Origin of the sequence: Providencia rettgeri, from assembly GCF_023205015.1 — a bacterium.
Classification (GTDB): domain Bacteria; phylum Pseudomonadota; class Gammaproteobacteria; order Enterobacterales; family Enterobacteriaceae; genus Providencia; species Providencia rettgeri_E.
Genome location: NZ_CP096258.1, coordinates 2,692,175 through 2,717,186 on the forward strand (window position 1 = coordinate 2,692,175; position 25,012 = coordinate 2,717,186).

The window sequence follows — 25,012 nt, forward strand, 5'->3', positions numbered from 1 at the left end:
TAAACAACAATAATATTTTAAACATATACCAACCTCTTCAAGTGCTATTTTTTAGCTCTGTTTTTCATTTTTTAGTATAAAACTTTCAGTCATTTTCTAGTAGGTTAACAAATATGAAATTTATATTTTCATTTACAATAAATAGACAATTCAAGCATACAAGATTGCTAATGAAAATTAGCACACTGTCTTTAACTTAATTAACATGGAATTTAAAATGAACACAAAAGAAAATTACGACAGAATTATTGAAAAAGAACATATAGGCCATACAACTATAGCCTTATTAACGAATCAAGATGCACTTTCAACCCGTGAAGTCGGTATTTTCACATTAGAAGATTTAATGAGTATACGTCGGCACATTTACTTTTCCCTCTCTTTACCTTGGAAAAAAAAGGACATTCTAAAATGGTTTGGCATTACCTCATCAACCACTTTACCCATAGATACAGACGAATTAATTAATACTATCATCAACATTCGAGATCATGCCAACACCTGGGACAATGTCGAGCAACATGTTAAAGAACAATCTATTAACCTATCACTCGTTAGCCGAAACATAACTCAAACAGGTGGGCAAATTATTGAATATATAAACCACATGCCTATTTTGAGAAGAATATCAGATAGTTTGAATGACATTAATGAAAGTGAGTTAGACCAAATATTTTATCAAAATGATGACCAACAAATAGCTACCGAATTAATTAATATCTTACAATTAATTAAAGATGATATTAAGGACCAATCCATTAAGACAAGTAATATTAAAAACATTATTTCAGATTTTAGAGTGCATATTACAGGAGGGTACCTCTCTAATTATCAACATGTTGAATCTTTATTATTTAATATTAAAGGGTTATATACGCAACTTGAACCTACTAATAATGAAAATACAGACACCTATTTACAAGAATCACTGAAAATGAAAAAACAGGAGCTACAGCAACTAGAACTAGAGTATTCACACTTTGTGAAGCTAAGTTTCACAGGCTTAGCGGGTGGTATCATCGGCCTCATTATTACGGGCAGTATTTTCGGCTCTAAGGCTGAAAAAATTCGAGCAAGAAAAAACGAAATTTTAACAGAAATAACATCAATTAATGATCAAATCAACAAAGAAAATTTTGTCAAAAAAGTTATCTTTGACATTCAAATCAATCTCCACAAAATTGATGGTCTTTTTAAAGATGCCCGACTCGCTGTTGACCATTTAGACTATATGTGGCTCGTTCTTCTCACTGAAATAACTCAATCAATCGAGGTTTTCAAAAAAATTAATAATGCAGACAAACTTATTCAATTCATCACCCACTTTAAACGGGTGATTGCATCATGGCATACCATTCAAGAGTACTCAACACACTTAATAAAATTATTTGATGAAACACAACTAAGTAATACCCCTCCTCAATAAAAGGTACTAATATGCAAGATAAGCTAGACTTACCCATATTGCCCCCGATTGATATTTATCAATTAAGGAATATGTCAAATGAAATTTCCGCATTTAATAAAAATATAATACATTATGATTTTATCATCCACGGTAAAATACAAAAAATAGCAAGTAAAACCTTTAATATTAATGAGACTATCAGAAACTCGATACCAAAGCTAAAAATAAAATTGAATTACATTTTAAAAAGTGAATTAAATAATGAAAATACAAATATTCCAGAGGGATCTTTAGTCACAAGTTTTATTGAGGATTTAACTGACTTCAAATTAGAACTGGAAAGAATAATCACTAAATTCAGTTATACCACTGATTCTTTATCACTCATTCACCTAGAAGAAAGCAATCAACATAAATTACATCAATATACTGAGCAAAAAGAACTTCTCGTCACATCTAAAAACAATAAAACCTTAAAGATAAATGAAATCAACCAACAACACTCCGTTATTACCGCAGCAGAAGATATCATCTTAAAATCTAAAATCACGGATTTTTTAAAAAAACATTTATTAAACGATGAATTAATTGATTCAATTGATATGCCAATGAATAAAAAACAAATATTAAAATCAGCTGTTGCCTTTATTAAGAATTTATTATCAGTCATTGATGATGGTTTAGAGTTTGCACAGCTTGTCGAGGTCAGATTAGATTTAGGAAACCAAATTTTAGAGTTAAAAGAAGAGGTTAATCACATTGATAAAACGATATTTAAACTAGCCCAACTCATGTTATTAGCTGACCAAATAACAATCATAGACTCACAAAAACTGTCAATTATCACTCAGATAGGTTTAATTAAAGATTATTGGTCGGAATGGTGTCATTTCATTAATGAAAAATCGTCTGAAAAAACATTGAATATTCAAGAGGTCAATATGGCAAGTCAAGTACTTATGTCATTCTTAGATGACATGGAATATCAATATCAACGCCAGTTACCTGATTAAAAAAAACCGGCTACTCTAAAGTAACCGGTTTATTAACAATAGTATTTTTTGAAGCTATTAATTAAGTACAGCAAGCGCTGTTGATGTCATATCAATAAGGGGTTGTGGCCACACACCAAAGACGATAACCGCAATGGCGCATATAACAGCAACCACTGTCCCTAGCGTGGCTTTTTCAGGGCCTGTATAACGTTCTGCATGTTCTGCATCACGGCTATATAGGCTAGCCATAAAGCGTAGGTAGTAATATAAACCAATTGCACTACCAACAACGACAGCACCTGTTAACCACCATAACTCTGCATTCACCGCGGATGCAATCACATAGAATTTACCAATAAAGCCTAATGTAATTGGAATACCCGCTAGTGATAGCATCATCACCGTCATTACCGTTGCGAGAACAGGTTTATGCCAGAACAGCCCACGGAATGCACTGAAATCATCTTGGTCATCACCACGGTAAGGGCTTGAGATGATACTCACAACACCGAATGCCCCTAAACTCGCAAATAGATAACCCACTAAGTAGATTGCGATAGTGACTTGCGAAGCGACCGGATCGATACGAAGCGCAACCAGAGCAACCAATAAATATCCCATATGTGAGATAGATGAGTAACCCAGTAAACGTTTTGCACTTTTTTGCGTGATAGCCAGCAAGTTACCAAACAGAATAGAGGCTATCGCAATTACTGAAATGACAATCGACAATGTATTGCTATTGGTGATTGGTGCTTCCAGAAAGATACGTACTAATACGGCAAAGATAGCGATTTTACTGCCCGTTGCTAAAAAGGCTGACACTGGTGCAGGAGCACCTTGGTAAACATCAGGTGTCCACAGTTGGAATGGAAACAGTGACAGTTTAAAGCCAAAGCCTACAATGAGCATACCGAAACCAATCATCACCAATGGTGCGTGAATTTGGTTATCAGAAAGACTTTGACCAACCGCAGCAAAACTTAAACTACCCGATTCTGCATACAGTAACGCAATTCCAAATAACAGGAATGAAGACGCTGCTGCAGATAGCAGCATGTACTTGATCCCAGCTTCTAATGTGCGACTGCGCTCAAAGGTATAGGCAACTAAGCCAAACAGTGGCAATGAAATCAGTTCAATACCGATAAACATCGACGCCATATGGTTTGACATAGATAACAGCACACCACCCGCCACTGCAATAGCAACGAGCAAGTGGAACTCATCTCTATTATCACCAAAACCTTCTAACCAGTGGTAAGCAAAGATAGTCGTTCCGATACCCGCTATCAGGACTAATGCACTATAGAACAGCGCAAAGCCATCAACACGGATAAGCGAAGTCACATCCATTAGGTAGCCGTCGGCCACCCAAATGAGTGAAAGCAACGCAATAATAAAACCAGATACTGTCAGCGCGGCACTGGTCAGGTGATCGCGTCGCCACGCAATGGACAGCATCACAACCACTGCCGTCAACCCGACGATCATCAGTGGCAGTATTGCGATCAGTTCTTGAGGAGTTATTGTCATGGCGAATTACAGCCCTAATGTTGTAAGTGAAGCAGAATACAGGTTATGCAATGTTTCCATAGAACCCATTGATGTATCTAAAATGGGTTGTGGATAGAAGCCAATGATAACCAGTAAAGCAGCCAGAGCCAGCAGCACACCAAACTCACGCGCCGTTAACCCTTTCATTTCTTTTTCTGATTTTGGTGTGCCGTAGTAAGTTTGCTGCATCATCCATAGGGAATAGATTGAAGCAAATACCACACCAAATACCATAATGCAGGTGACTAACGTGAATTGGCTGAAGCTACCGAACAGGATCATGAATTCACCAATAAAGTTACCTGTACCTGGCATTCCTAACGTTGCCGCAGCAAAGAACAGGGACATTCCTGGTAACCATTTAATGCGTTTCCATAATCCACCCATCATACGCATATCACGGGTTTGTGTGCGTTCGTACAACTGACCACTAATAATAATCAGGGCTGCACCGGACAAACCGTTGGTGATCATCTGGACCACCGCACCTTGGTAAGCCAAGGTTGAACCCGCGTAAATAGCGACTGTCACAAACCCCATGTGGGATAAGCTACTGTACGCCGCCAGACGTTTAATATCCGTTTGTTTGAACGCCAACCATGCACCGTAAAAGATACTGATCACACCCAACGTCATCGCCACTGGCGTGAACTGGATAGAGGCTTCAGGGAACAGAGGCAAAGTAAAGCGTAACAGACCGTATGCTGCGGTTTTTAACATGATACCGGAGATATCTACAGAACCCGCTGTTGGCGATTGTTCCTGAGTATCTGCCATCCAACCATGGAATGGAACCAGTGGCATTTTAACGGCAAAGGCGATAAAGAAGCCTAACATCAACATAAACGCAACGTTGCTAGAGAGCTCTGCTCCCAGTAGTTGGTTATAGTCGAATGTTAATACACCTGAAGTATTGTAGTTTGCTAGTGCCAATCCAATGATGGAGACCAGCATGATCAAACCACTCGCTTGCGTATAGATGAAGAACTTAGTCGCAGCTTTGATATGTTGTCTGTTTTCTGACCCTTTGTGTCCCCAATTGGCAATCAGGAAGTACATTGGGATCAGCATCATCTCCCAGAAGAAGAAGAATAAGAACAGGTCAACCGCGGTAAAAATTCCCATCACCCCTGTGATAATCCACAGTAAGTTAAAGTGATACGCACCTTGGTTCTTCTGGTTTTCACTCCAAGAGCTCAGAATCGAGAAAGCCCCCATGATAGCCGTTAATACGACCATCAATAGTGATAAACCGTCAATTGCTAAATGAAAGTCAATTCCCAATGACGGGATCCACGGCATCAAGAAAACAGATTGCCATTGTGGAATACCTTGTGGATTAACAAGCGAGTAATTCCCTTGTAACCACAATTGCACGGAAAGTATCAATGTTATTCCCATCGTCGCCAGTGCAATCCAACGCGGTGCGCGATGACTGAACCGGTCAGCCTGCCAGCTTAGCAGGCCTCCGATGAAGGGAATGAGTATTAGCCAGGGTAATAGCATGGCGCAATGTGTCCCTTAATTAAACCAAAAGCAGCAGAGCAAGAATCAGCACTGCACCCAGCCCCAACGAGGCAACATACCAACGGATTTGGCCGTTTTCACTCACTGCAAGCCCTTTATTTGCCCAACGTGAAAGATGTGCAGGGATATTCATCAGAGAGTTAATCGGATCGCTTTCCAGTAGCCATGCAATACCTTTAAACGGTTTTACAAAGACTACGTCATACAGCCAGTCGAAGCCCCACGCTTGATACCACCATGCGCTGAAGAAACGACCCACTGCAGTTTTTGCGATAGCATCGACTATTGAACGTCTAAACAGGTAGAGGAATACCGCAATCAACAGACCTGCGATAGCAAACCCGCCAGAAATCGCTTCGAGTAAGACTTTACCGTCTTCACTGCCAGCCGCTTCTGCAGGGAATACCCCTTCGAGTGGTTGGTGAATTAATGCACCAACAAACGTTGCAAGGATAGCCAAAATACCCAGTGGTAATGTGTGAGTGATGCCTTTAACCTTATGCGCTTTGATTTTTGCTTCACCGTGGAACACGATGAAAATCATACGGAAGGTATAAATTGCGGTCATTAATGCACCGAGGATACCGGCCCACAACAATACAGTTTGTCCATCAAGCTGCGCACCCCACAAAATGGCATCTTTACTGTAGAAACCAGCAGTAAACAGTGGCAATGCTGCCAGTGCGCTTCCGCCAATCAACATCACTGCGTAGATAAATGGAATTTGCTTACGCAACCCACCCATTTTGAAGATATTTTGCTCGTGGTGGCATGCCAAAATAACCGAACCCGCTGACAGGAACAGCAACGCTTTAAAGAAAGCATGTGTCATCAGGTGGAAAATTGCAGCATCCCACGCCTGTACACCGAGTGCCAAGAACATATAACCGATTTGGCTCATGGTGGAATATGCAAGTACACGTTTGATATCCGTTTGAACCAGTGCAGCAAACCCAGCCAGTACCAATGTCACCGCGCCCACAACGCCAACTAAATGTAAAACTTCTGGCGCTAATAAGAACAGAACGTGGGTACGAGCCACTAAGTACACACCGGCCGTTACCATGGTTGCGGCGTGGATCAATGCTGAAACTGGCGTAGGACCCGCCATCGCATCTGCCAACCACGTTTGCAATGGTAACTGTGCTGATTTACCGACTGCGCCACCTAATAACATCAAGGTCGCCCAGTTGATCGCACTCGAACCTTCAGCAAATTTCTGAGGTGCTAGCACCGCCATTTCGCTGAAATTCAGTGTGCCCAGTTCATTCCACAGAATAAACATACCAATGGCGAGGAACACGTCACCGATACGCGTGACAAAGAACGCTTTCATTGCGGCTTTACCGTTTTCTGGATTGGTATAATAGAAACCAATCAACAGATAACTGCACAGCCCTACCCCTTCCCAGCCGAGATACATCAGCATCATGTTATCAGCGAGAACTAAAACCACCATGCTCGCAATAAACAGGTTAGTGTAAGCGAAGAAACGTGAGTAACCCTCCTCGCCACGCATATACCAAGACGCATAGACGTGAATAAGAAAGCCCACACCCGTTACCACACCTAACATGGTCAGTGACAGACCATCTAACATTAGGGTGAATGGGATATTAAAGGTACCGACAGACATCCAAGTCCAAAGTGGTTGGATGAAAACGCTACCTGCGTCTTGAGCTAAAAATTCATTGCCAGCATAGAATGCGACGATGGCCGCTAAGCCGACCGACCCCGCACCAATAATGGCCGAAACGTTTTCTGACCAGCGTCCACGGGAGAAGGCTAACAACACCGACCCCAGTAAAGGCAACAGAATAGTTAAATAGAGTAGGTTCATCCGCGCATCTCACTGACTTTATCAATATTCAGGTTCTGACGATGACGATGGAGTTGCAGTAACAACGCCAGTCCAATACTCGCCTCCGCTGCAGCCAGTGCAATTGCCAAAATATACATAATTTGGCCGTCTGGTTGCCCCCAGAAACTCCCTGCAACAACAAATGCCAGTGCAGTTGAGTTAATCATGATTTCCAGTCCGATCAGCATGAAAAGCAAGTTACGGCGAATAACAAGACAGCTAAGTCCCATTACAAATAAAATTGCCGCTAAAATCAGACCATGTTGAAGAGGTATCATTTTTGCTCCTCCGCATTACGGTCACTGACAAGATCAGCACCGTTTTCTTTACGGTCACGTCCAACGTGGAATGCGACGACTAAACCCGCTAGCAGTAGTAGTGATGCCAATTCGACAGCCAGAACATACGGCCCAAATAGGCTAATTCCCACTTCTTTCGCACCAATGATGGTTCCCTCAATGCCTTCTTGATAAGACAACGAGGTAATGCCGTAAACTAAGATAGCCAGTAAAACTGCAGATAACACCGCAGGGCCAATCCAGTTTTTTGGCGTCAACCAAGCGCGCTCTTGTTCTTGAACAGAACGCCCTAAATTGAGCATCATTACGACGAACACGAACAGAACCATAATGGCACCTGCATACACGATGATTTCCAACGCCCCAGCAAAATATGCACCTAGGGAGAAAAACACCATTGACAGAGCCAGCAGAGAAACAACCAGATACAACAGTGCATGCACCGGATTTGTATTCGTTATCACCCTTAAAGTTGCTAAAATGGCAACTAGACCGGCGATATAAAATGTAAATTCCATGAATATCGCTCCTTATGGCAACAGGTCTTTGACGTTAATCGGTTTCGCTTCGTTATCCGCTTCACCTTTGTCTTTACCTGCAATCGCCATACCCGATTTACGGTAAAAGTTATAATCAGGATATTTACCCGGACCTGAAATCAACAGGTCATTTTTCTCGTAAACCAGATCCTGACGTCTCCAATCGGCCATTTCAAAATCAGGTGTTAATTGGATTGCCGTCGTTGGGCAAGCCTCTTCACACAGACCACAGAAAATACAGCGCGAAAAGTTAACGCGGAAAAATTCAGGGTACCAACGGCCATCTTCATGCTCGGCTTTTTGCAGTGAAATACAACCCACTGGACAAGCAACCGCACACAAATTACACGCAACACAACGCTCTTCACCGTCAGGGTCGCGCGTTAACACGATACGCCCACGGTAACGGGGTGGCAGATAAACCGGCTCTTCTGGATACATTTGCGTTTCGCGTTTATCGAACGCATGGAGGCCGACCATCCAAATACTACGTACTTGGGTGGCGAAACCGACCAATAACTCTTTTAATGTCATGGTTCAATCACCCCTTACTGAGCGTTGTATAAAATCACTGCTGCAGTACCCAGCAGATTAAGCAGTGTCAACGGCAGGCAAATTTTCCAACCGAAAGACATCACTTGGTCATAACGTGGACGCGGTAAAGAGGCACGGATCAAGATAAACATCATCATGAAGAAGCCAGTTTTGATAGCAAACCACAAGAATGACGGCAGGAATGGACCATGCCAGCCACCAAAGAACAGCGTCACAATCAGGGCTGAAACCGTTACGATACCGATATACTCACCGACGAAGAACAGACCGAACTTCATCCCTGAGTATTCAACGTGGTAACCATCCGCAATCTCTTGCTCTGCTTCGGGTTGGTCAAACGGATGACGGTGACATACCGCAACGCCCGCTATCGCAAAGGTCACAAAACCAAAGAACTGAGGAATAATGTTCCACATGCCTTCTTGGGAGTTCACAATATCAATCAGGTTGAATGAACCTGCTTGTGCAACCACACCCATTAAAGAAAGCCCTAAGAACACTTCGTAACTCACGGTTTGTGCTGACGCACGCATCGCACCTAATAATGAGTATTTGTTGTTACTTGACCAACCGGCGAATAACACCGCATACACCGCCAGACCTGCCATCATCAGGAAGAATAAAATCCCGATATTCAGGTCTGCCACGTGCCAAGTCGGGCTGACAGGCACAATAGCGAACGCGAGGAATAATGAACAAAATGCAATAACGGGTGCTAGTGTAAAGATTTTCTTATCCGCAAATTGTGGGATCCAGTCTTCTTTAAACAGCATTTTGAACATATCCGCGATTAACTGGCCCATCCCAAATGGGCCAACGCGGTTTGGACCATAACGGTTCTGGAATAGACCGAGAATACGGCGTTCTCCCAGACTCATGTAGGCCCCACAAGTCACAACAACCAATAAAATGACGACAGATTTAAGGATGGAAATTAACACTTCCATCACTTCAGGCGAAATCCAATCCATCATGCTCCCCTCCGCAGATTATTGACTGACACGCCAGCCATTGAAGGTGCGATACCCGGCATCCCTAACGGTAATCCAATTTGACCTGTAGACAAGTGATTGCTGAGGCGTACAGTCAAGTTAAATGCTTGACCTGCATAGCTAAACTCAGCGTTAGTCCCCGCTGACAGGCCGAGTGACGCAGCATCTTGCGTGTTCAGCATGATATATGGCTCTGGCATACGCTCTTGGATCACCTCTGAACGCTGTGACATTTCATCACTGCCGAACAGGTGGTAATAAGGTGCGACAACCCACTGCGCTTCGCTGGCTTGATAAGCCGCTGGAATTTCAGTGAAGTAAGCCAATTTACCTTCTGTTGAATTGAACAAACGAATACCCGGGTCACCAAATAATAGATGTCCCCCCACTTCGGCTTGGAATTTGTTCCAGGCTTGCGGTGAGTTCCAACCCGGCGCCCATGCAAATGGAATTTGCTGGCGTGGCGCGGTTGGGCTGTTGTTCCCTTCCATTGAGAAAGCAAATGGAGAATCAATATCTTGCGGTTGACGAGGCTCATGGACAGATTGATTTGCTAGCATCGCTGTACGACCACTGTAACGATGTGGTTCACGCGCCAGCTTTTGACCACGAATACGGAAAGATGCTTTCGGAGCAGCATCAACCATACCTGAGAATTGTGGCATTGCGGCAACACAATCAGCGATAACGTGATCCAGTTGAGACCAATCTGCATCACGCTCTTGCGCTTCCGTTTGCAGTGAATGCATCCAGCGCCAGCTTTCGTTCATCACGATAGCTTTGTCGTAATACGTTGGGTCGAAAACTTGGAAGAAACGTTGCGCGCGACCTTCTTGGTTAATCAACGTACCGTCTGCTTCAGCAAAACTTGCTGCTGGCAGAACTAATGTTGCTTTATCCATGATGTCAGTTTGCTGATGATCCGCAACAATCAAGTGACTCAATTTCGCTAATGCACTATTGACGGCATCCACGCTGCTATGACGGTACAGGTCGTTTTCGATAACAACAGCCACATCAGCTTCATTCGCTTCAATACGAGCTAATGCGCTGTCTAGTGGTTGTGCGTTCATCATTGCCAGACCGAAGCTATTAGCATGAGACGCTAAGTAAGATAACCCAACATTCGCGCCTTTCGCTTTCAGTGCAAATGCCACGTTAGCGGCCGCTTGGATCATTGCCTCGCTTGCACTGTGGCTACCACTAATAATTAATGGTTTTTTCGCGCCCGCTAATGCCTGAGCAACGGTTTCCACTTTGGCTTTTAAGTCTGCCGGTAAATCATTCACCGCAGGGGCTTCGCCGTTTATCATATTGGCGATAGCAAAACCAAAACGCGCTTGGTCAGCAACTGGTGCACGGTAATTAAAGGCAGCCACATCGTCTAAGCGAGTATCATCAACGTTGGTGATAAACAGCGGGTATTTTGCATGTTGACCAATATTCATGATTGCCGCGATTTGCCAGTCAGCCACTTTCTGTGCTGCCGCCATTTCACGAGCTTTGCCTTTCACTGCTTGACGAACAGATAACGCCATACGTGCGCCTGTCTGAGTTAAATCTTCACCCAGTACCAGTACCGCATCATAGCCTTCCACTTCACGCAGTGTTGGGGTATAGATCCCCCCATTTTGCAGAATGTTTTGCATCAGTGCTAAACGGCTTTGCTCACCCGCAGAAATACCTGAGTAGAAGTTTTCTGCGCCGACTAACGCACGCAATGCATAGTTGCTTTCAACGCTAGCACGCGGCGAACCGATACCAATCATTTTTTTCGTTTGATTGATAATTTGCGCACCACTTTGCATCGCTTCGATAGCCGAAATCACGTTCTTAACGCCATTTTTATTGAGTACGGCTTGGCGAGGGCGGTCTTTACGGTTGACGTAACCATAACCAAAGCGACCACGGTCACACAGGAAATAGTGGTTTACCGAGCCGTTATAACGGTTTTCAATGCGACGGATTTCACCATAACGTTCACCTGGGCTGGTGTTACAACCGATACTGCACTGTTGACAGATACCCGGTGCAAATTGCATATCCCATTTACGGTTATAGCGCTCTGAATGGGTTTTATCGGTGAATACCCCAGTAGGACAAACTTCAACTAAGTTACCGGAGAATTCGCTTTCCAGCGTACCGTCTTCAGTACGACCGAAATACACATAATTATGTGCGCCATAAACCCCTAAATCCGTGCCATCTGCGTAATCTTTGTAGTAACGAACACAACGATAACACGCGATACAACGGTTCATTTCATGACTAATAAATGGACCGAGATCTTGGTTAATGTGAGTCCGTTTCGTAAAACGATATTTACGCATATTATGACCGGTCATCACCGTCATATCTTGTAGATGGCAGTTACCGCCTTCCTCACAGACTGGGCAGTCATGAGGGTGGTTGGTCATCAGCCATTCCACGACACTTTCACGGAATTGTTTGGCTTCTTCATCATCAATTGAGATGTAAGTCCCTTCCGTTGCGGGTGTCATACAAGACATTACTAGGCGACCGCGAGTGTCATCTGCGTTCTGATACTGCTTAACCGCACACTGGCGGCAAGCGCCAACGCTTCCCAGCGCCGGATGCCAGCAAAAATAAGGAATATCTAGCCCGAGAGAAAGACAGGCTTGTAACAGGTTTTCAGACCCGTTTACGTCATATTCTTTGCCGTCTACATATATTGTAGCCATAGTCAGCATGCTTCCCAAAGGCCCGCATAAAGCAGGCGTTAATCAAAAATACGTTCTTCGTGAAAAATCTCTTTAGCGGTTGCTCAATCGCTAAATAATTACCAGCGCTGCTTCAGCAGGTTGGGCTGGATACCCGCAATCTGCACAATGTTACGCAGATCTTTTTGCGAAATACCCGCTTCGAATTCATCACGGAAATATTTGATGGCACTTTGTAGCGGTTCGACCGCACCCGGTGCGTGAGCGCAGAAAGTTTTACCCGGCCCTAAGAAGCGACACAGCTGCTCTAGGGTTTCAATATCCCCCGGCTGCCCTTCGCCTTTTTCTAGCGCTTGTAAAATTTTAACACTCCATGGCAAACCATCGCGGCACGGTGTACACCAACCACAGGATTCACGGGCAAAGAAGGTTTCTAGGTTACGCACTAACGAAACCATGTTGATCTCATGATCAACCGCCATCGCCAATGCAGTCCCAAGACGGCTTCCTGCTTTGGCAATATTTTCGAAATCCATCGGTAAGTCGAGGTGGTCGTTGGTCAGGAAGTCTGTCCCTGCGCCACCCGGCTGCCATGCTTTTAATTTCAGGCCATCACGCATACCACCTGCGTAATCTTCCAGCACTTCACGTGCCGTGGTGCCAAATGGCAATTCCCACAGACCCGGGTTTTTCACTCGGCCAGAGAAGCCCATCAGTTTAGTACCCGCATCTTTACTCTTACCTGCGCTTAAATCGATATACCATTGGTCTCCGTGCTCTAAAATGGCTGGCACGTTACAGATGGTTTCAACGTTATTTACGCAAGTTGGTTTTCCCCAAGCACCTGATGTGGCAGGGAATGGTGGCTTAGAACGCGGGTTAGCACGGCGACCTTCTAAGGAGTTAATCAATGCAGTTTCTTCACCACAGATATAACGCCCAGCGCCGGTGTGAACAAACAGTTCAAAATCGAAACCCGAACCGAGGATATTTTTGCCTAATAGACCTGCCGCTTTGGCTTCTTCGATAGCGCGACGTAAATGCTGCGCCGCCTCAACGTATTCACCCCGTAAGAAGATATAACCACGGTAGGCTTTAAGTGCATAAGCACCTGTAACCATCCCTTCAACTAACAAGTGAGGGAGTTGTTCCATCAATAGGCGGTCTTTATAAGTACCCGGTTCCATTTCATCCGCATTACATAAAAAGTAACGCAGTTTCATGTTCTCGTCTTTTGGCATCAGGCTCCATTTCAGACCCGTTGAGAAGCCCGCACCGCCACGCCCTTTCAGGCCAGCGTCCTTCACAAGGTTCACAACTTCATCCGGTGCCATACTTTTGAGCGCACGCTCAAGACCTTTGTATCCGTTTTTACTGCGGTACTCATCTAACCAAACAGGCTGATTGTCATCACGCAAACGCCATGTTAGAGGATGAGTTTCGGCAGTACGGATCACTGGATTAACAGAATTTGTCATGGATACTGCTCCAGTAATTTTTGAATATTCTCAGGCTGCACGTAGCTGTGAGTGTCATCATCGATCATCATCGTTGGACCCTTGTCACAGTTACCCAAGCAACAGGTTGGCAGCAACGTAAAGCGGCCATCATCTGTTGTTTGACCCGGGCGAATATTAAGCTGTTTAATGATTTCAGCTTCTAAGCCCTGATAACCTGTAATATGGCAAACAACACTGTCGCAATAGCGAATAATGTGGCGACCCACTGGTTGGCGGAAGATTTGGCTATAGAATGTCGCCACCCCTTCAACATCACTGGCTGGGATACCTAAGACGTCAGCGATAGCATGGATCGCACCATCTTCAACCCAACCGCGGTTTTTTTGCACAATTTTCAGTGCTTCAATTGAGGCAGCACGTGCATCTTCGTAATGGTGTTTCTCACCTTCAATCTCTTCGCGCTCTTTCTCGGTTAAGACAAAGCCATGATTGACTTGCGGTTCAAACACATTCACGACATTGAGCTCGTTGTGCTTCTCATTTTCGTTATGTTCATTATGCATGGTTAGCGATCCACATCCGACATTACAAAATCGATACTACCCAGATAGACGATTAAGTCTGAAACTAAACTACCTCTGATAACCGCAGGAATTTGCTGCAAGTGAGCATAGCTCGGCGTACGAATACGCGTACGGTAGCTCATTGTGCTGCCATCACTGGTTAAGTAGTAGCTGTTGATACCTTTCGTCGCTTCAACCATCTGGAATGACTCATTTGCTGGCATCACCGGTCCCCAAGACACTTGCAAGAAGTGGTTGATCAGGGTTTCGATATGCTGCAACGTACGCTCTTTTGGTGGCGGAGTTGTCAGTGGATGGTCAGCTTTGAATGGGCCTTCTGGCATATTCTTGTAACATTGTTCAAGAATACGAATACTCTGGCGCATCTCTTCAACTTTGATCATCACACGGTCATAACAGTCACCGTTATGAGCGATAGGGATATCAAATTCAAAGTTTTCATAGCCTGAATATGGACGCCATTTACGCACGTCAAAATCAACGCCTGTCGCACGTAATCCAGCCCCTGTTACACCCCATGCCAACGCCTCTTCTTTTGAGTACATTGCTGTCCCAATAGAACGACCTTTTAAGATGGAGTTTTTCAGTGCGGAAGTGACATAAGACTCTAAACGTTTTGGCAGCCAGTCTAATAATTCACGCAGCAGTTTTTCCCAACCACGCGGTAAGTCGTGAGCGACACCACCGATACGGAACCATGCAGGGTGCATACGGAAACCAGTAATCGCTTCAATCACGTTGTAGACTTTTTGACGGTCAGTAAACGCAAAGAAGACCGGGGTCATCGCACCAACGTCTTGGATATACGTACTGATGTACAGTAAGTGGCTGTTGATACGGAATAACTCAGACAGCATGACACGGATCGTTTTGACGCGATCTGGCACTTCAATGCCTGCCAATTTTTCAACGGCTAACACATATGGCATTTCATTCACACAACCACCGAGGTACTCGATACGGTCAGTGTAAGGAATGTAGCTGTGCCACGACTGGCGTTCACCCATTTTTTCAGCACCACGGTGGTGGTAGCCGATATCCGGTACGCAGTCGATAATTTCTTCGCCATCCAATTGCAGTACGATACGGAACGCACCGTGAGAGGATGGGTGGTTTGGCCCCAAGTTCAGGAACATGAAATCTTCGTTTTCATTTCCGCGTGCCATGCCCCACTCTTCTGGTTTGAAAGTCAAGGCTTCCATTTCCAGATCTTGTTTCTGCTTAGTCAGCACAAAAGGGTCGAACTCAGTCGCACGCGCAGGGTAATCCTTACGCAGTGGATGACCTTCCCAGTTTGGTGACATTAAAAGGCGGCGTAGATTCGGGTGACCTTGGAACGTTATACCGAACATGTCCCACACTTCACGCTCATGCCAATTCGCATTCGGGAACAGTAAAACAATAGAAGGCACGTTTAAGTCTTTCTCATTAAGAGCGACTTTTAACATGATATCGCGGTTACGATCGATGGAGATGATGTGATAGAAAACACTAAAATCTGCTTCTGGCAGACCTTGACGGTGAATTCGTTGACGTTCATCTACCCCATGCAAGTCAAATAACATGACATACGGTTTCGGTAATTTCTTTAGAAAATCAATCACTTCCAGCAACTGCTCACGGCGAACCCAAACCACTGGCATACCAGTGCGAGTTGCTTGAACAGAAAAGGCATCCGGCCCAAATTGATTGCGCAGTTCCAGAAGCACAGGGTCGTTTAAGTGATCCTGTGTCTGCCATCCTGGCTGGTTACTACTCGCTTGCGCTATCTGATCTGTCATCATTCTTCACCATAACGCTTGATCAGGTTTATTATTTCGCAACAACATTGCTCTGTTACGCTGTATGGCTTTAAGCCTTAAATTTCGTCTGGTGTACGCAGGTTTGTCACTGCAATACGCTCACCATGCTTTCTTTCTCTTTCTGATTGCATATTGGCACGGTAAACCCCTTGGTCTCCAACGACCCAAGACAGCGGACGACGCTCTTTACCGATAGATTCTTGCAATAGAAGCAGAGCCTGCATATAGGCTTCTGGGCGTGGTGGGCAACCTGGGATATATACATCCACAGGAATAAATTTATCGACGCCTTGTACAACAGAATAAATGTCATACATGCCACCAGAGTTGGCACATGAACCCATGGAAATAACCCATTTTGGTTCAAGCATTTGGTCATACAGACGTTGAATAACAGGTGCCATTTTTGTGAAACAAGTACCTGCTACTACCATGAAATCGGCTTGACGAGGTGAAGCACGCAGTACTTCTGCACCAAAGCGGGCGACGTCATGAACAGCCGTGAACGAAGTCACCATTTCTACATAGCAACATGAAAGACCAAAGTTATATGGCCAGAGAGAGTTTTTGCGCCCCCAGTTAACCACATCGTGAAGTGCATGAGAAAGTTTCCCCATGTAAACACTGTTTTCAACTTGCTGCTCCAGTGGATCTGTTACGATTTCCTGGGTTTGCAGTGGGTAACGGTCGTTCTCACCGTTCGGATCTATGCGGGTGAGCGTATAATCCATTGTATAATGCCTCGCTTTTTACTGCGGATGACGATTGCTGATTTTAATAACTTCACTAGGATGCTTTACTTTTCCGCGGGAACGGACTGGAGTCCAATCCAATGCCCCAACGCGGACGAGATAAAACAGTCCCGCCAACAATACCAAAATAAAGATCGCGGCTTCGATGAAACCTACCCAACCGGCTTCGCGGATGGCAACTGACCATGCAAATAAGAACATGGCTTCAACATCGAAGATAACGAAAAACATGGCGACTAAGTAAAACTTAGCGGACATGCGGAGACGTGCACTACCGACCGAGTCGATACCTGACTCATAAGGAACGTGTTTTGTTCTGGCTTTGGCGCGGCTACCTAAAAAGTGACCCGCGACCAACATGAAAGCACAAAGACCGATAGTGCCGATAAGGAATATCGCAAACGCCCAGTTATGGGCTAACGCTAGGATTGATGTAGACATACTCGTTGCTTACTCATTACTTATGGTGTGTTAACTGCTCTTTTTTACATCACGGCAGTATTGCACCACAATTGCCCAGTTAATCGAGAAGAAAGACCAAAATTGATCACAAACTAAAATATCACCAAACTTAAATCAGTCTGTTGACTGCGTTTGGTTTGTCCTCTCTCATTACAATTTACCTTACTTAAATTAAGTAAAATAACCCGTATTTGTTACAAAAACTTCACACTACAAAAACAACGGAACAACAAAAAGTACCCATAATCTGCTAAAACGTGTCAGTGTAATGATACTCAAGTAAACACGCAAACTAGTTTAACTGATTATTCGTTTTTACTACACCATTATCTCAGGAAAAACCTGTCTTAACAGATGAAAAATTGCGCTTTTTATTTGATCTAACGCACACTTTTATTGAAAAAGTACTCAAATTGTTTACATAGCATTCAATTTAACTTTAAGTCTTCTTAACTCTTTTTAACGCATGACTTCAAGTAACTACCTGACATTCCAGTGCTATTTTATCTATTCAATAAAAAAACATTGTTAACAACATAACAAATCATTAACTAAACAATGAAATTCAGGTTATGCCAGCTACATCACAATTATTTCATGGTCTTTCTTATTTAACCATACTTATTAAGTGGTTAATTGTTTTTTTTATGACCAAATATCGATAAAAAATTGATAAATTTGAATTTGATAACCTATTAAAAATATCACTGAGGATTATTTAAACACCCGCAAGCACAAATTTCTCGATGCGATTTCCCAATATTGAAAATTTTGTTTCACTGTATGAGATAATCGTTTCAGTCATCGGCAGCGAGCCACGTTCATCTGCATCAAACCGCTTAACCTACTCGTGAGGGAGTCATTCATCCAATGAAAGCCATCTCAATCTCAGTAGCAGCTTATTTAGACTGTGATTAACACATTGATTTTATTTGAACACGGGCAATAACACATTGATCACAAACAAGTGATTCAGAAATAAACGGACAAAAAGAATATAAAAAAACGGCAATCCCAAAATAATTGGAATTGCCGTCAGTACACTAAATCGATTAAATATTATGCTTAATGTAATAAGTTGAATCGATTAAGTTAATTACCTTCTTCGTTGATATCCACCAATTCACTTACTGGGGTTGCAACATAAGGGATTTTTTTGTTTTCAATCGCATCGAATACCGTAAGAACAAAATCTTTTTGCTCATCTGCATTCTTATACAACCAATACTGAATATCAGGTAAACGTGGCAACCCATCAGTTTCATTCAAGATGCGTAAATCCGCATTTTGCATTTCCATAGGCCTTGCTGTTACCCCAACTTCTGCATTTACCGCTGCGCGAACAGCAGGTAAAGAAGCGGCTTCATACGCCACATGCCATGACAAACCTGCGTCATCAAGTGCACTTGTACAAAGTTTACGATATGGGTTAGTTTCGTCCATAACCACTAATGGGACAGGCTCATTAGGACGTAATTGAAAATCTGGTGCACTATGCCACAAAACAGGCACTGTTCTTAAAGCCGTTTTGGGATGATGGCTAATTCTTGCCGTTGTTAAAGCAAGGTCTATCTCATGGTTATCGAGCATTGACTCAATAAACTGAGCCCGTTTAATACGCACCTCAACCGCAATTCTTGGGTAAACAGACGCGATACGATTAAGCAGGAAAGGTAATAAGATATCGACGGTGTCATCAGATGCACCAATACGCAATTCACCATCTGCGTCATTATAAGTTAATGATGCTGTTGCATCATCATTGGCACGCAGTATTTGCCTTGCGTAACCCAGTAATTGTAATCCATGTGCAGTGAGCAACTTATTTCGCCCATGACGAGCAAAAAGCTCACGGCCAACTAATTGCTCTAAGCGTTGCATTTGCTGGCTCACAGCAGATTGTGTTCGACAAACAGCTGCAGCCGCAGCTGCGAATGTGTTAAGATCAGCGACAGCAACGAAAGTACGTAGCAAATCAAGATCTAGGTTCATGATGGGACGATTGGAATTTATCATCGTTCATTCTCTTATATAATTTTATGTTACCTGGTGTTTCTGCTCTCCTCCATGAGAATCAGCGAGTTTATAGCGACTACTAAGCAAGTGCATTTCTAATCCATAGATCTGCAATAACTTCTCATTATTTTACTTTTTTGCACCCTGCTCGTTATTCATTGATAATAAGCCATGTGTACAAATAGCATACTTCCAAAAATCAAATAATCTTAATAAAAAGGCGAGGTTTTACTAAAAACAAGCTAAACGTGCTTTATAAGATTCGCCTAAATAGTAACATATTTAATGTAATCGCAATTATTTTAATGTAAGCACATTATAAAATTCGTTTCACTATTTTATAATAGATATAAATATCAAATAGTTAAAATTTTAAGCAGCACTTTTCGTTAAAAAAAAACACCTCGAAACAATCAATATTACTAACAAAAACACACTAATTATTATAAAAAAAGGCCATTACAGCAAAAAAACCATGTCTGATTTAACCATTCAATGCTTAATATTACATTTTGATACAATTTTTCCTTCTTCAGCATTTTTATGCTTTTTTTTCTTTTTATACTCCAAAACATCAAAGAATATTAAAATTATAGTTCAACTAAACGCACATTTTAAGAACTAATAACCTACTTAAGCGATATAATAAGATACCAAACATTACATTTACGCGTAAACCAACCTTTTACACCAAAAATAACCTTGCATCTTCAAAAGCTTCTGAGGGAAGAGTACAGTAAAGGAATAAAGTCGGTTCGACCAATATAACCCTTAGGGGAATGAGATAACTATGAATAATCTAACTAAATCCAGTAAGCTCGATAATGTTTGCTATGACATTCGTGGGCCCGTATTAAAAGAAGCTAAGCGCCTAGAAGAAGAAGGCAACAAAGTCCTCAAACTCAATATTGGTAACCCGGCCCCGTTTGGTTTTGAAGCCCCGGATGAAATCCTAGTCGATGTCTTACGTAATCTGCCAAGCTCTCAAGGCTATTGTGATTCCAAAGGGCTCTATTCTGCACGTAAAGCTATCGTCCAGCACTACCAAGCTCGTGGTATTCACGAAATGACGGTAGAAGATGTTTACATTGGTAATGGTGTATCTGAACTTATCGTCCAAGCAATGCAAGCACTGCTTAATAATGGCGATGAAATGTTAGTGCCTGCCCCTGATTATCCACTATGGACTGCTGCAGTTTCCCTTTCTGGTGGGAAAGCCGTTCATTATATGTGTGATGAGCAGCAAGGTTGGATGCCTGATATTGAAGATATTCGTAAAAAGATCACCCCAAGAACACGTGGTATTGTAGTTATCAACCCAAATAACCCTACTGGTGCGGTCTACAGTAAAGATCTATTAATGGAAATTGTCGAATTGGCTCGTCAGCACAACCTTATTATTTATGCTGATGAAATTTATGATAAAATTCTTTATGATGATGCCGTACATCACTCGATTGCAGCCCTCGCCCCTGATTTATTAACCATCACCTTTAATGGTTTATCTAAAACGTATCGCGTCGCTGGCTTCCGCCAAGGTTGGATGGTATTAAACGGCCCGAAAAAACATGCTAAAAGCTATATTGAAGGTTTAGAAATGCTGGCCTCGATGCGCCTGTGTGCTAACGTTCCAATGCAGCATGCTATTCAAACTGCACTTGGCGGCTATCAAAGCATTAGCGAATTCATTCAGCCGGGTGGGCGTTTATACGAGCAACGTAATCGTGCATGGGAATTGATCAACCAAATACCGGGCGTTTCATGCGTCAAACCGCAAGGTGCTCTCTATATGTTCCCGAAAATAGATATTAAACGATTTAATATCTATGACGACCAGAAAATGATTTTAGACCTGTTATTACAAGAAAAAGTGCTATTAGTTCAGGGGACCGCATTTAATTGGCCTGAACCCGACCATTTTAGAATTGTCACATTACCTTATGCGGACGACCTTGAAATGGCGATTAGCAAATTTGGCCGTTTCCTTGAAGGTTATCGCCAATAAAATTAGCGTCAATATATAAAATAAAAGCCTCCTATTCTGGAGGCTTTTAATATTCTAAATCTAGCCATCATTAATAGACTGTATTATTCTGATGATTAAAGAATGGAAATAAAATAAATTGCCACCAGGAAAAAACCCAATAATATAAATGGAAAATATTTCATACTGCCTCTTTATTTCTGGATTGAACATTCATTATATTTTTTTGATTATATAATTCAACACAATTAAAATATCAGTTAACTTACAATCTAAATTAGATGTTATTATTAAGATAATCTTAGTTTGATTGATAAATGTTAAAATATAATCTTTGAATAGTAACTTATTAAAAAACAATAAATTTATATCACAGTCACATTATTTCCGTTATAATTTTTGTTGTTTGCAGACACCATAAAAGAGGACTTATGAGCTACTTTTTCGCCCACCTAGCTAGAATGAAGTTAATCCACCGCTGGCCGTTAATGCGCAATGTCCGAATCGAGAATGTCTCTGAACATAGCCTTCAAGTAGCCATGGTGGCCCATGCGCTCGCAATCATTAAAAACCGTAAATTCTCAGGGAATGTCAATGCCGAAAAAATCGCATTGTATGCGATGTACCATGATGCTAGCGAAGTGATTACCGGTGACCTACCAACACCGATTAAATATCATAATCAGCAAATTGCCCATGAATACAAAAAAATAGAGAAATTCGCTCAGCAAAAGCTATTAGATATGCTCCCAGAGGAGTTACAAGAGGATTTTAAAGCGCTGCTGATAGAAGACATACAATCAGAAGAAGAGCATTTTATTGTTAAGCAAGCGGATACGCTGTGTGCCTACTTAAAATGTTTAGAAGAGCTATCCGCAGGCAACAGTGAATTTAAGTTAGCCAAAAGGCGCCTAGAAAAAATGTTAGCGGAAAGAAATAGCCCAGAAATGGAATACTTTATGAAAGTCTTTGTGCCTAGCTTTACACTTTCATTAGATGAAATTAGCAATTAGTAACTATTATAACATGTAGGAATACACTTCTATTCCTACATACATTCATTAGACCAATACTAATGGTGTACTACAGCCTGATGATGATGGGAATGCCACGTAAAGTGTTTTTGCTTCGCCATTAACACCTAATATAACTTTGTTATTATCACTTTCAGATAATGAACAATAGAACCGATTTTGGCTTTTATAGGTTTTGCCACTTTCTGTCGTCATTTTCACCCGCCAATAATCATAATTTTCTGCTATTCCATTAAGATGTGGAAATGATAACGCATGATAAACTTTTGTTTTATCAGCAATGTCCACGATAGTCTTTGAAACACTATATTGTTCTTTTCTATTCAATATACCTGATAAGAAATGAATAATTTCAACTGATACTAATCGCTCTCCCCAATAATTTTCAAAATCACAAATACCCAATTTAAATCTATATAAATCCGTATGTTTATCTTGTTGCATTTTAAATAACCTCTTTTTTATATTTCACAGAGTCAGTTTTAGTCAACTGTAAAAAATATTAGCCATTTATTCCTATTGAATAAAAAAATTCATTAAGAATAACTTGATGCTATCAAAAGAAGTTTTTTTTCCAATCTTAATTGGAGTAATAAATTAATATTTTATAACGCACTCTATAACTGATTAAATAACTCAGTTATAGAGCCGATGTTTATATCGTATTTTAAATTTAGAAAGGAAATAAAATGGGAATGACTGCAATACTAATGAACATCACAATAATGGTAAAAGGCACTCCAATTTTCAGAAAATCAGAAAACTTATAACCACCAGGACCAAGAACTAAGGTATTCACGGGGGAAGACACTGGCGTCATAAAAGCAGCTGATGCCGCAATACCAACAACCATGGCAAATGGCAGCGGTGAAACCTCCATTTGACGTGCTGCGGCAATTGCAATTGGCGCCATCAATACCGCTGTTGCAGTGTTGGAAATAAACAAACCAATCGTGGCGCAAAGAATAAATAAACACAGCAACATAACATGCGGCCCTAACCCCCCAGCTATCTTCATTAATGCATCAACCGCAAGTGCTATCCCGCCCGTTTCTTGCAATGCGAGCGCAAAAGGCATCATCCCAACAATCAATATAATACTCGGCCAGTGAATGGATTTATACGCGCTTTCCATGTCGATACAGCGAAATTTTCCCATAAGCAAACAGGCAATCAGCGCAGCAATAAAATTAGGAATTTCATTGGTCACCATCATCGCGACCATGAGCGCCAAACAAAATAAAGCATGAGGAGCTTGAGAGGCGGCAGGTGCAACAGCCTCGACTTCAGCAGCGAGATTCAGGACAATAAAGTTACGCGGCTTTGTTGATAAAATCCGAATTAATTTCCAGTCACCAATGACTAATAAAATATCCCCCAGCCTAAGCGGTTCATCAACTAACTTTCCATCCAATGCTTTACCATCACGGCGAATACCAACAACGTTCAAACCATAACGAGTACGAAATTTAATATCCTTTAACGATTTACCCAATAGTTCGGAATCTGGGTTCATCGATACTTCAGCCATGCCTACGTCTCGTGATTGCTCTGAAAAATAATCACCTCGTAAAATCATGGGTTCAAGGAGTTGTTCGCTACAAAACTGACGTAAGTCGTCATCACTCACAGAAATATCAATTAATAAGACATCTCGCTCGCGTAACTCCGTTCCCCCCGTAGCGCTGACCATTACACGACGAAATTTACGCCAACGTTCTATCCCTACCACGTTAGCTTCGTAACGAGAACGAAGATGCAGCTCATCAAGAGTATGGCCAATAAGTGGGGAACCTTTGCGGATAGCAAGACGGCGAGCTCTGCCCGTCAGCTTGTAATCTCGAATTAAATCACGGAAAGTACGCTGATATTTAACTGGTTGTTTATCAGTTTCATTACTGCCTAGCCAACGCCTTGTCAGCCACATGTAGGCGATACCCGCAAATAAAATTAAAATACCAATCGGGGTAATAGAGAAAAATTGAAAGCCTTTGATCCCTTCTCGTACCAATTCACTGTTCACCACCATATTAGGTGGCGTTGCTACCAATGTCATCATCCCACTGATTAACCCGGCAAAGCCTAATGGCATCATTAACCGGCTAGGGGATGTTTTCATGCGTGATGCGACACTTAAAACGACGGGGATAAAAATAGCCACCACCCCCGTAGAGCTCATAAAAGCCCCTAGCCCAGCGACGGTAAGCATTAAGAAAACTAACATTTTGCTTTCGCTGCTTCCTGCAACGCGAACAAGCCAGTCTCCCATTTGATAGGCTATCCCTGTGCGAACAAGGCCATCACCGATGACAAATAATGCGGCAATTAGCAAGACGTTAGGGTCAGCAAAACCGGCGGTAGCTTGTTCTAGCGTTAAAGTATCGCTCAATACAAACGCGACAATGACAAGTAACGCTACCACATCCATACGGATCTTATTTGTGGTAAATAAAACTATCGCAATTAATAGGAGGGTCAAGACCCACAGCAATTCTCCGTTCAAA

20 protein-coding genes are annotated in these 25,012 nt (G+C 42.4%); 4 read left to right on the forward strand and 16 right to left on the reverse strand.

The genetic code is table 11. From position 1 onward, the window contains the following. Positions 1-217: 217 nt before the first annotated feature. Together M0M83_RS12325 and M0M83_RS12330 are read left to right on the forward strand one after the other, a co-directional pair. Positions 218-1,426 carry an alpha-xenorhabdolysin family binary toxin subunit A gene (locus M0M83_RS12325; RefSeq protein WP_248466649.1) on the forward strand — a complete coding sequence of 403 codons (1,209 nt, stop codon included), beginning with the start codon at positions 218-220 and terminating at the stop codon, positions 1,424-1,426. Between the two features lie 11 nt (positions 1,427-1,437). Beyond that, positions 1,438-2,421 (forward strand): alpha-xenorhabdolysin family binary toxin subunit B, encoded by a 984-nt coding sequence (locus M0M83_RS12330; protein WP_125891283.1) that lies wholly within the window; start codon positions 1,438-1,440, stop codon positions 2,419-2,421. Positions 2,422-2,478: 57 nt separating this feature from the next. On the opposite strand, the gene nuoN is transcribed toward M0M83_RS12330, so the two are convergent. The 14 genes from nuoN to M0M83_RS12400 all read right to left on the reverse strand — a co-directional run bounded on the left by nuoN (position 2,479) and on the right by M0M83_RS12400 (position 19,490). Next, a complete protein-coding gene (gene nuoN / locus M0M83_RS12335; protein WP_213912536.1) occupies positions 2,479-3,939 on the reverse strand; it encodes an NADH-quinone oxidoreductase subunit NuoN in 1,461 nt (486 codons plus the stop codon). 6 nt (positions 3,940-3,945) lie between these two features. Continuing rightward, on the reverse strand, positions 3,946-5,466 hold the full coding sequence (gene nuoM / locus M0M83_RS12340) for an NADH-quinone oxidoreductase subunit M (protein WP_125891285.1): 1,521 nt from the start codon (positions 5,464-5,466) through the stop codon (positions 3,946-3,948). Between the two features lie 19 nt (positions 5,467-5,485). Continuing rightward, the gene (gene nuoL / locus M0M83_RS12345) at positions 5,486-7,327 is read right to left on the reverse strand and encodes an NADH-quinone oxidoreductase subunit L (RefSeq protein ID WP_004259845.1); all 1,842 of its coding nucleotides are present in this window, start codon (positions 7,325-7,327) and stop codon (positions 5,486-5,488) included. Beyond that, the gene (nuoK, locus tag M0M83_RS12350) at positions 7,324-7,626 is read right to left on the reverse strand and encodes an NADH-quinone oxidoreductase subunit NuoK (protein WP_004921109.1); all 303 of its coding nucleotides are present in this window, start codon (positions 7,624-7,626) and stop codon (positions 7,324-7,326) included. Before nuoK ends, nuoL begins: the two co-directional genes overlap by 4 nt. Continuing rightward, complete coding sequence (gene nuoJ / locus M0M83_RS12355; protein ID WP_125891287.1) at positions 7,623-8,165, reverse strand: NADH-quinone oxidoreductase subunit J; 543 nt, start codon at positions 8,163-8,165, stop codon at positions 7,623-7,625. The genes nuoK and nuoJ overlap by 4 nt, the downstream gene beginning before the upstream one ends. Before the next feature lie 12 nt (positions 8,166-8,177). Then, a complete protein-coding gene (nuoI, locus tag M0M83_RS12360; protein WP_004259834.1) occupies positions 8,178-8,720 on the reverse strand; it encodes an NADH-quinone oxidoreductase subunit NuoI in 543 nt (180 codons plus the stop codon). 14 nt (positions 8,721-8,734) lie between these two features. Further along, positions 8,735-9,712: an NADH-quinone oxidoreductase subunit NuoH gene (gene nuoH, locus M0M83_RS12365; RefSeq protein WP_004912244.1), complete on the reverse strand. Its 978-nt coding sequence runs from the start codon at positions 9,710-9,712 to the stop codon at positions 8,735-8,737. Further along, on the reverse strand, positions 9,712-12,435 hold the full coding sequence (nuoG, locus tag M0M83_RS12370; protein WP_248466650.1) for an NADH-quinone oxidoreductase subunit NuoG: 2,724 nt from the start codon (positions 12,433-12,435) through the stop codon (positions 9,712-9,714). The genes nuoH and nuoG overlap by 1 nt, the downstream gene beginning before the upstream one ends. Before the next feature lie 98 nt (positions 12,436-12,533). Next, positions 12,534-13,892 (reverse strand): NADH-quinone oxidoreductase subunit NuoF, encoded by a 1,359-nt coding sequence (gene nuoF / locus M0M83_RS12375; protein WP_213912534.1) that lies wholly within the window; start codon positions 13,890-13,892, stop codon positions 12,534-12,536. After that, positions 13,889-14,437 carry an NADH-quinone oxidoreductase subunit NuoE gene (nuoE, locus tag M0M83_RS12380; RefSeq protein ID WP_125891290.1) on the reverse strand — a complete coding sequence of 183 codons (549 nt, stop codon included), beginning with the start codon at positions 14,435-14,437 and terminating at the stop codon, positions 13,889-13,891. Before nuoE ends, nuoF begins: the two co-directional genes overlap by 4 nt. 2 nt (positions 14,438-14,439) lie before the next feature. Next, positions 14,440-16,242, reverse strand: coding sequence for an NADH-quinone oxidoreductase subunit C/D (nuoC, locus tag M0M83_RS12385; RefSeq protein ID WP_423811117.1), 1,803 nt, complete (start codon positions 16,240-16,242; stop codon positions 14,440-14,442). 74 nt (positions 16,243-16,316) lie between these two features. Next, on the reverse strand, positions 16,317-16,991 hold the full coding sequence (locus M0M83_RS12390; protein ID WP_004912254.1) for a NuoB/complex I 20 kDa subunit family protein: 675 nt from the start codon (positions 16,989-16,991) through the stop codon (positions 16,317-16,319). Between the two features lie 18 nt (positions 16,992-17,009). Further along, entirely contained in the window at positions 17,010-17,453 is a 444-nt protein-coding gene (locus M0M83_RS12395) for an NADH-quinone oxidoreductase subunit A (RefSeq protein ID WP_004259806.1), read from the reverse strand. 1,113 nt (positions 17,454-18,566) lie between these two features. Next, positions 18,567-19,490, reverse strand: a complete 924-nt coding sequence (locus M0M83_RS12400) for a LysR family transcriptional regulator (protein WP_125891291.1) — start codon at positions 19,488-19,490, stop codon at positions 18,567-18,569. Positions 19,491-20,280: 790 nt separating this feature from the next. Between M0M83_RS12400 and M0M83_RS12405 the strand changes: the two genes are divergently transcribed. After that, positions 20,281-21,495, forward strand: coding sequence for a pyridoxal phosphate-dependent aminotransferase (locus M0M83_RS12405; protein WP_125891292.1), 1,215 nt, complete (start codon positions 20,281-20,283; stop codon positions 21,493-21,495). 410 nt (positions 21,496-21,905) lie between these two features. Then, the gene (yfbR, locus tag M0M83_RS12410) at positions 21,906-22,487 is read left to right on the forward strand and encodes a 5'-deoxynucleotidase (RefSeq protein WP_125891293.1); all 582 of its coding nucleotides are present in this window, start codon (positions 21,906-21,908) and stop codon (positions 22,485-22,487) included. A 48-nt stretch (positions 22,488-22,535) separates the two neighbouring features. Here the strand turns inward: yfbR and M0M83_RS12415 are convergent, their stop codons facing one another. Continuing rightward, a complete protein-coding gene (locus M0M83_RS12415; protein ID WP_125891294.1) occupies positions 22,536-22,952 on the reverse strand; it encodes a hypothetical protein in 417 nt (138 codons plus the stop codon). A gap of 229 nt (positions 22,953-23,181) precedes the next feature. After that, positions 23,182-25,011, reverse strand: coding sequence for an SLC13 family permease (locus M0M83_RS12420; protein WP_125891295.1), 1,830 nt, complete (start codon positions 25,009-25,011; stop codon positions 23,182-23,184). Position 25,012: the final 1 nt, after the last annotated feature.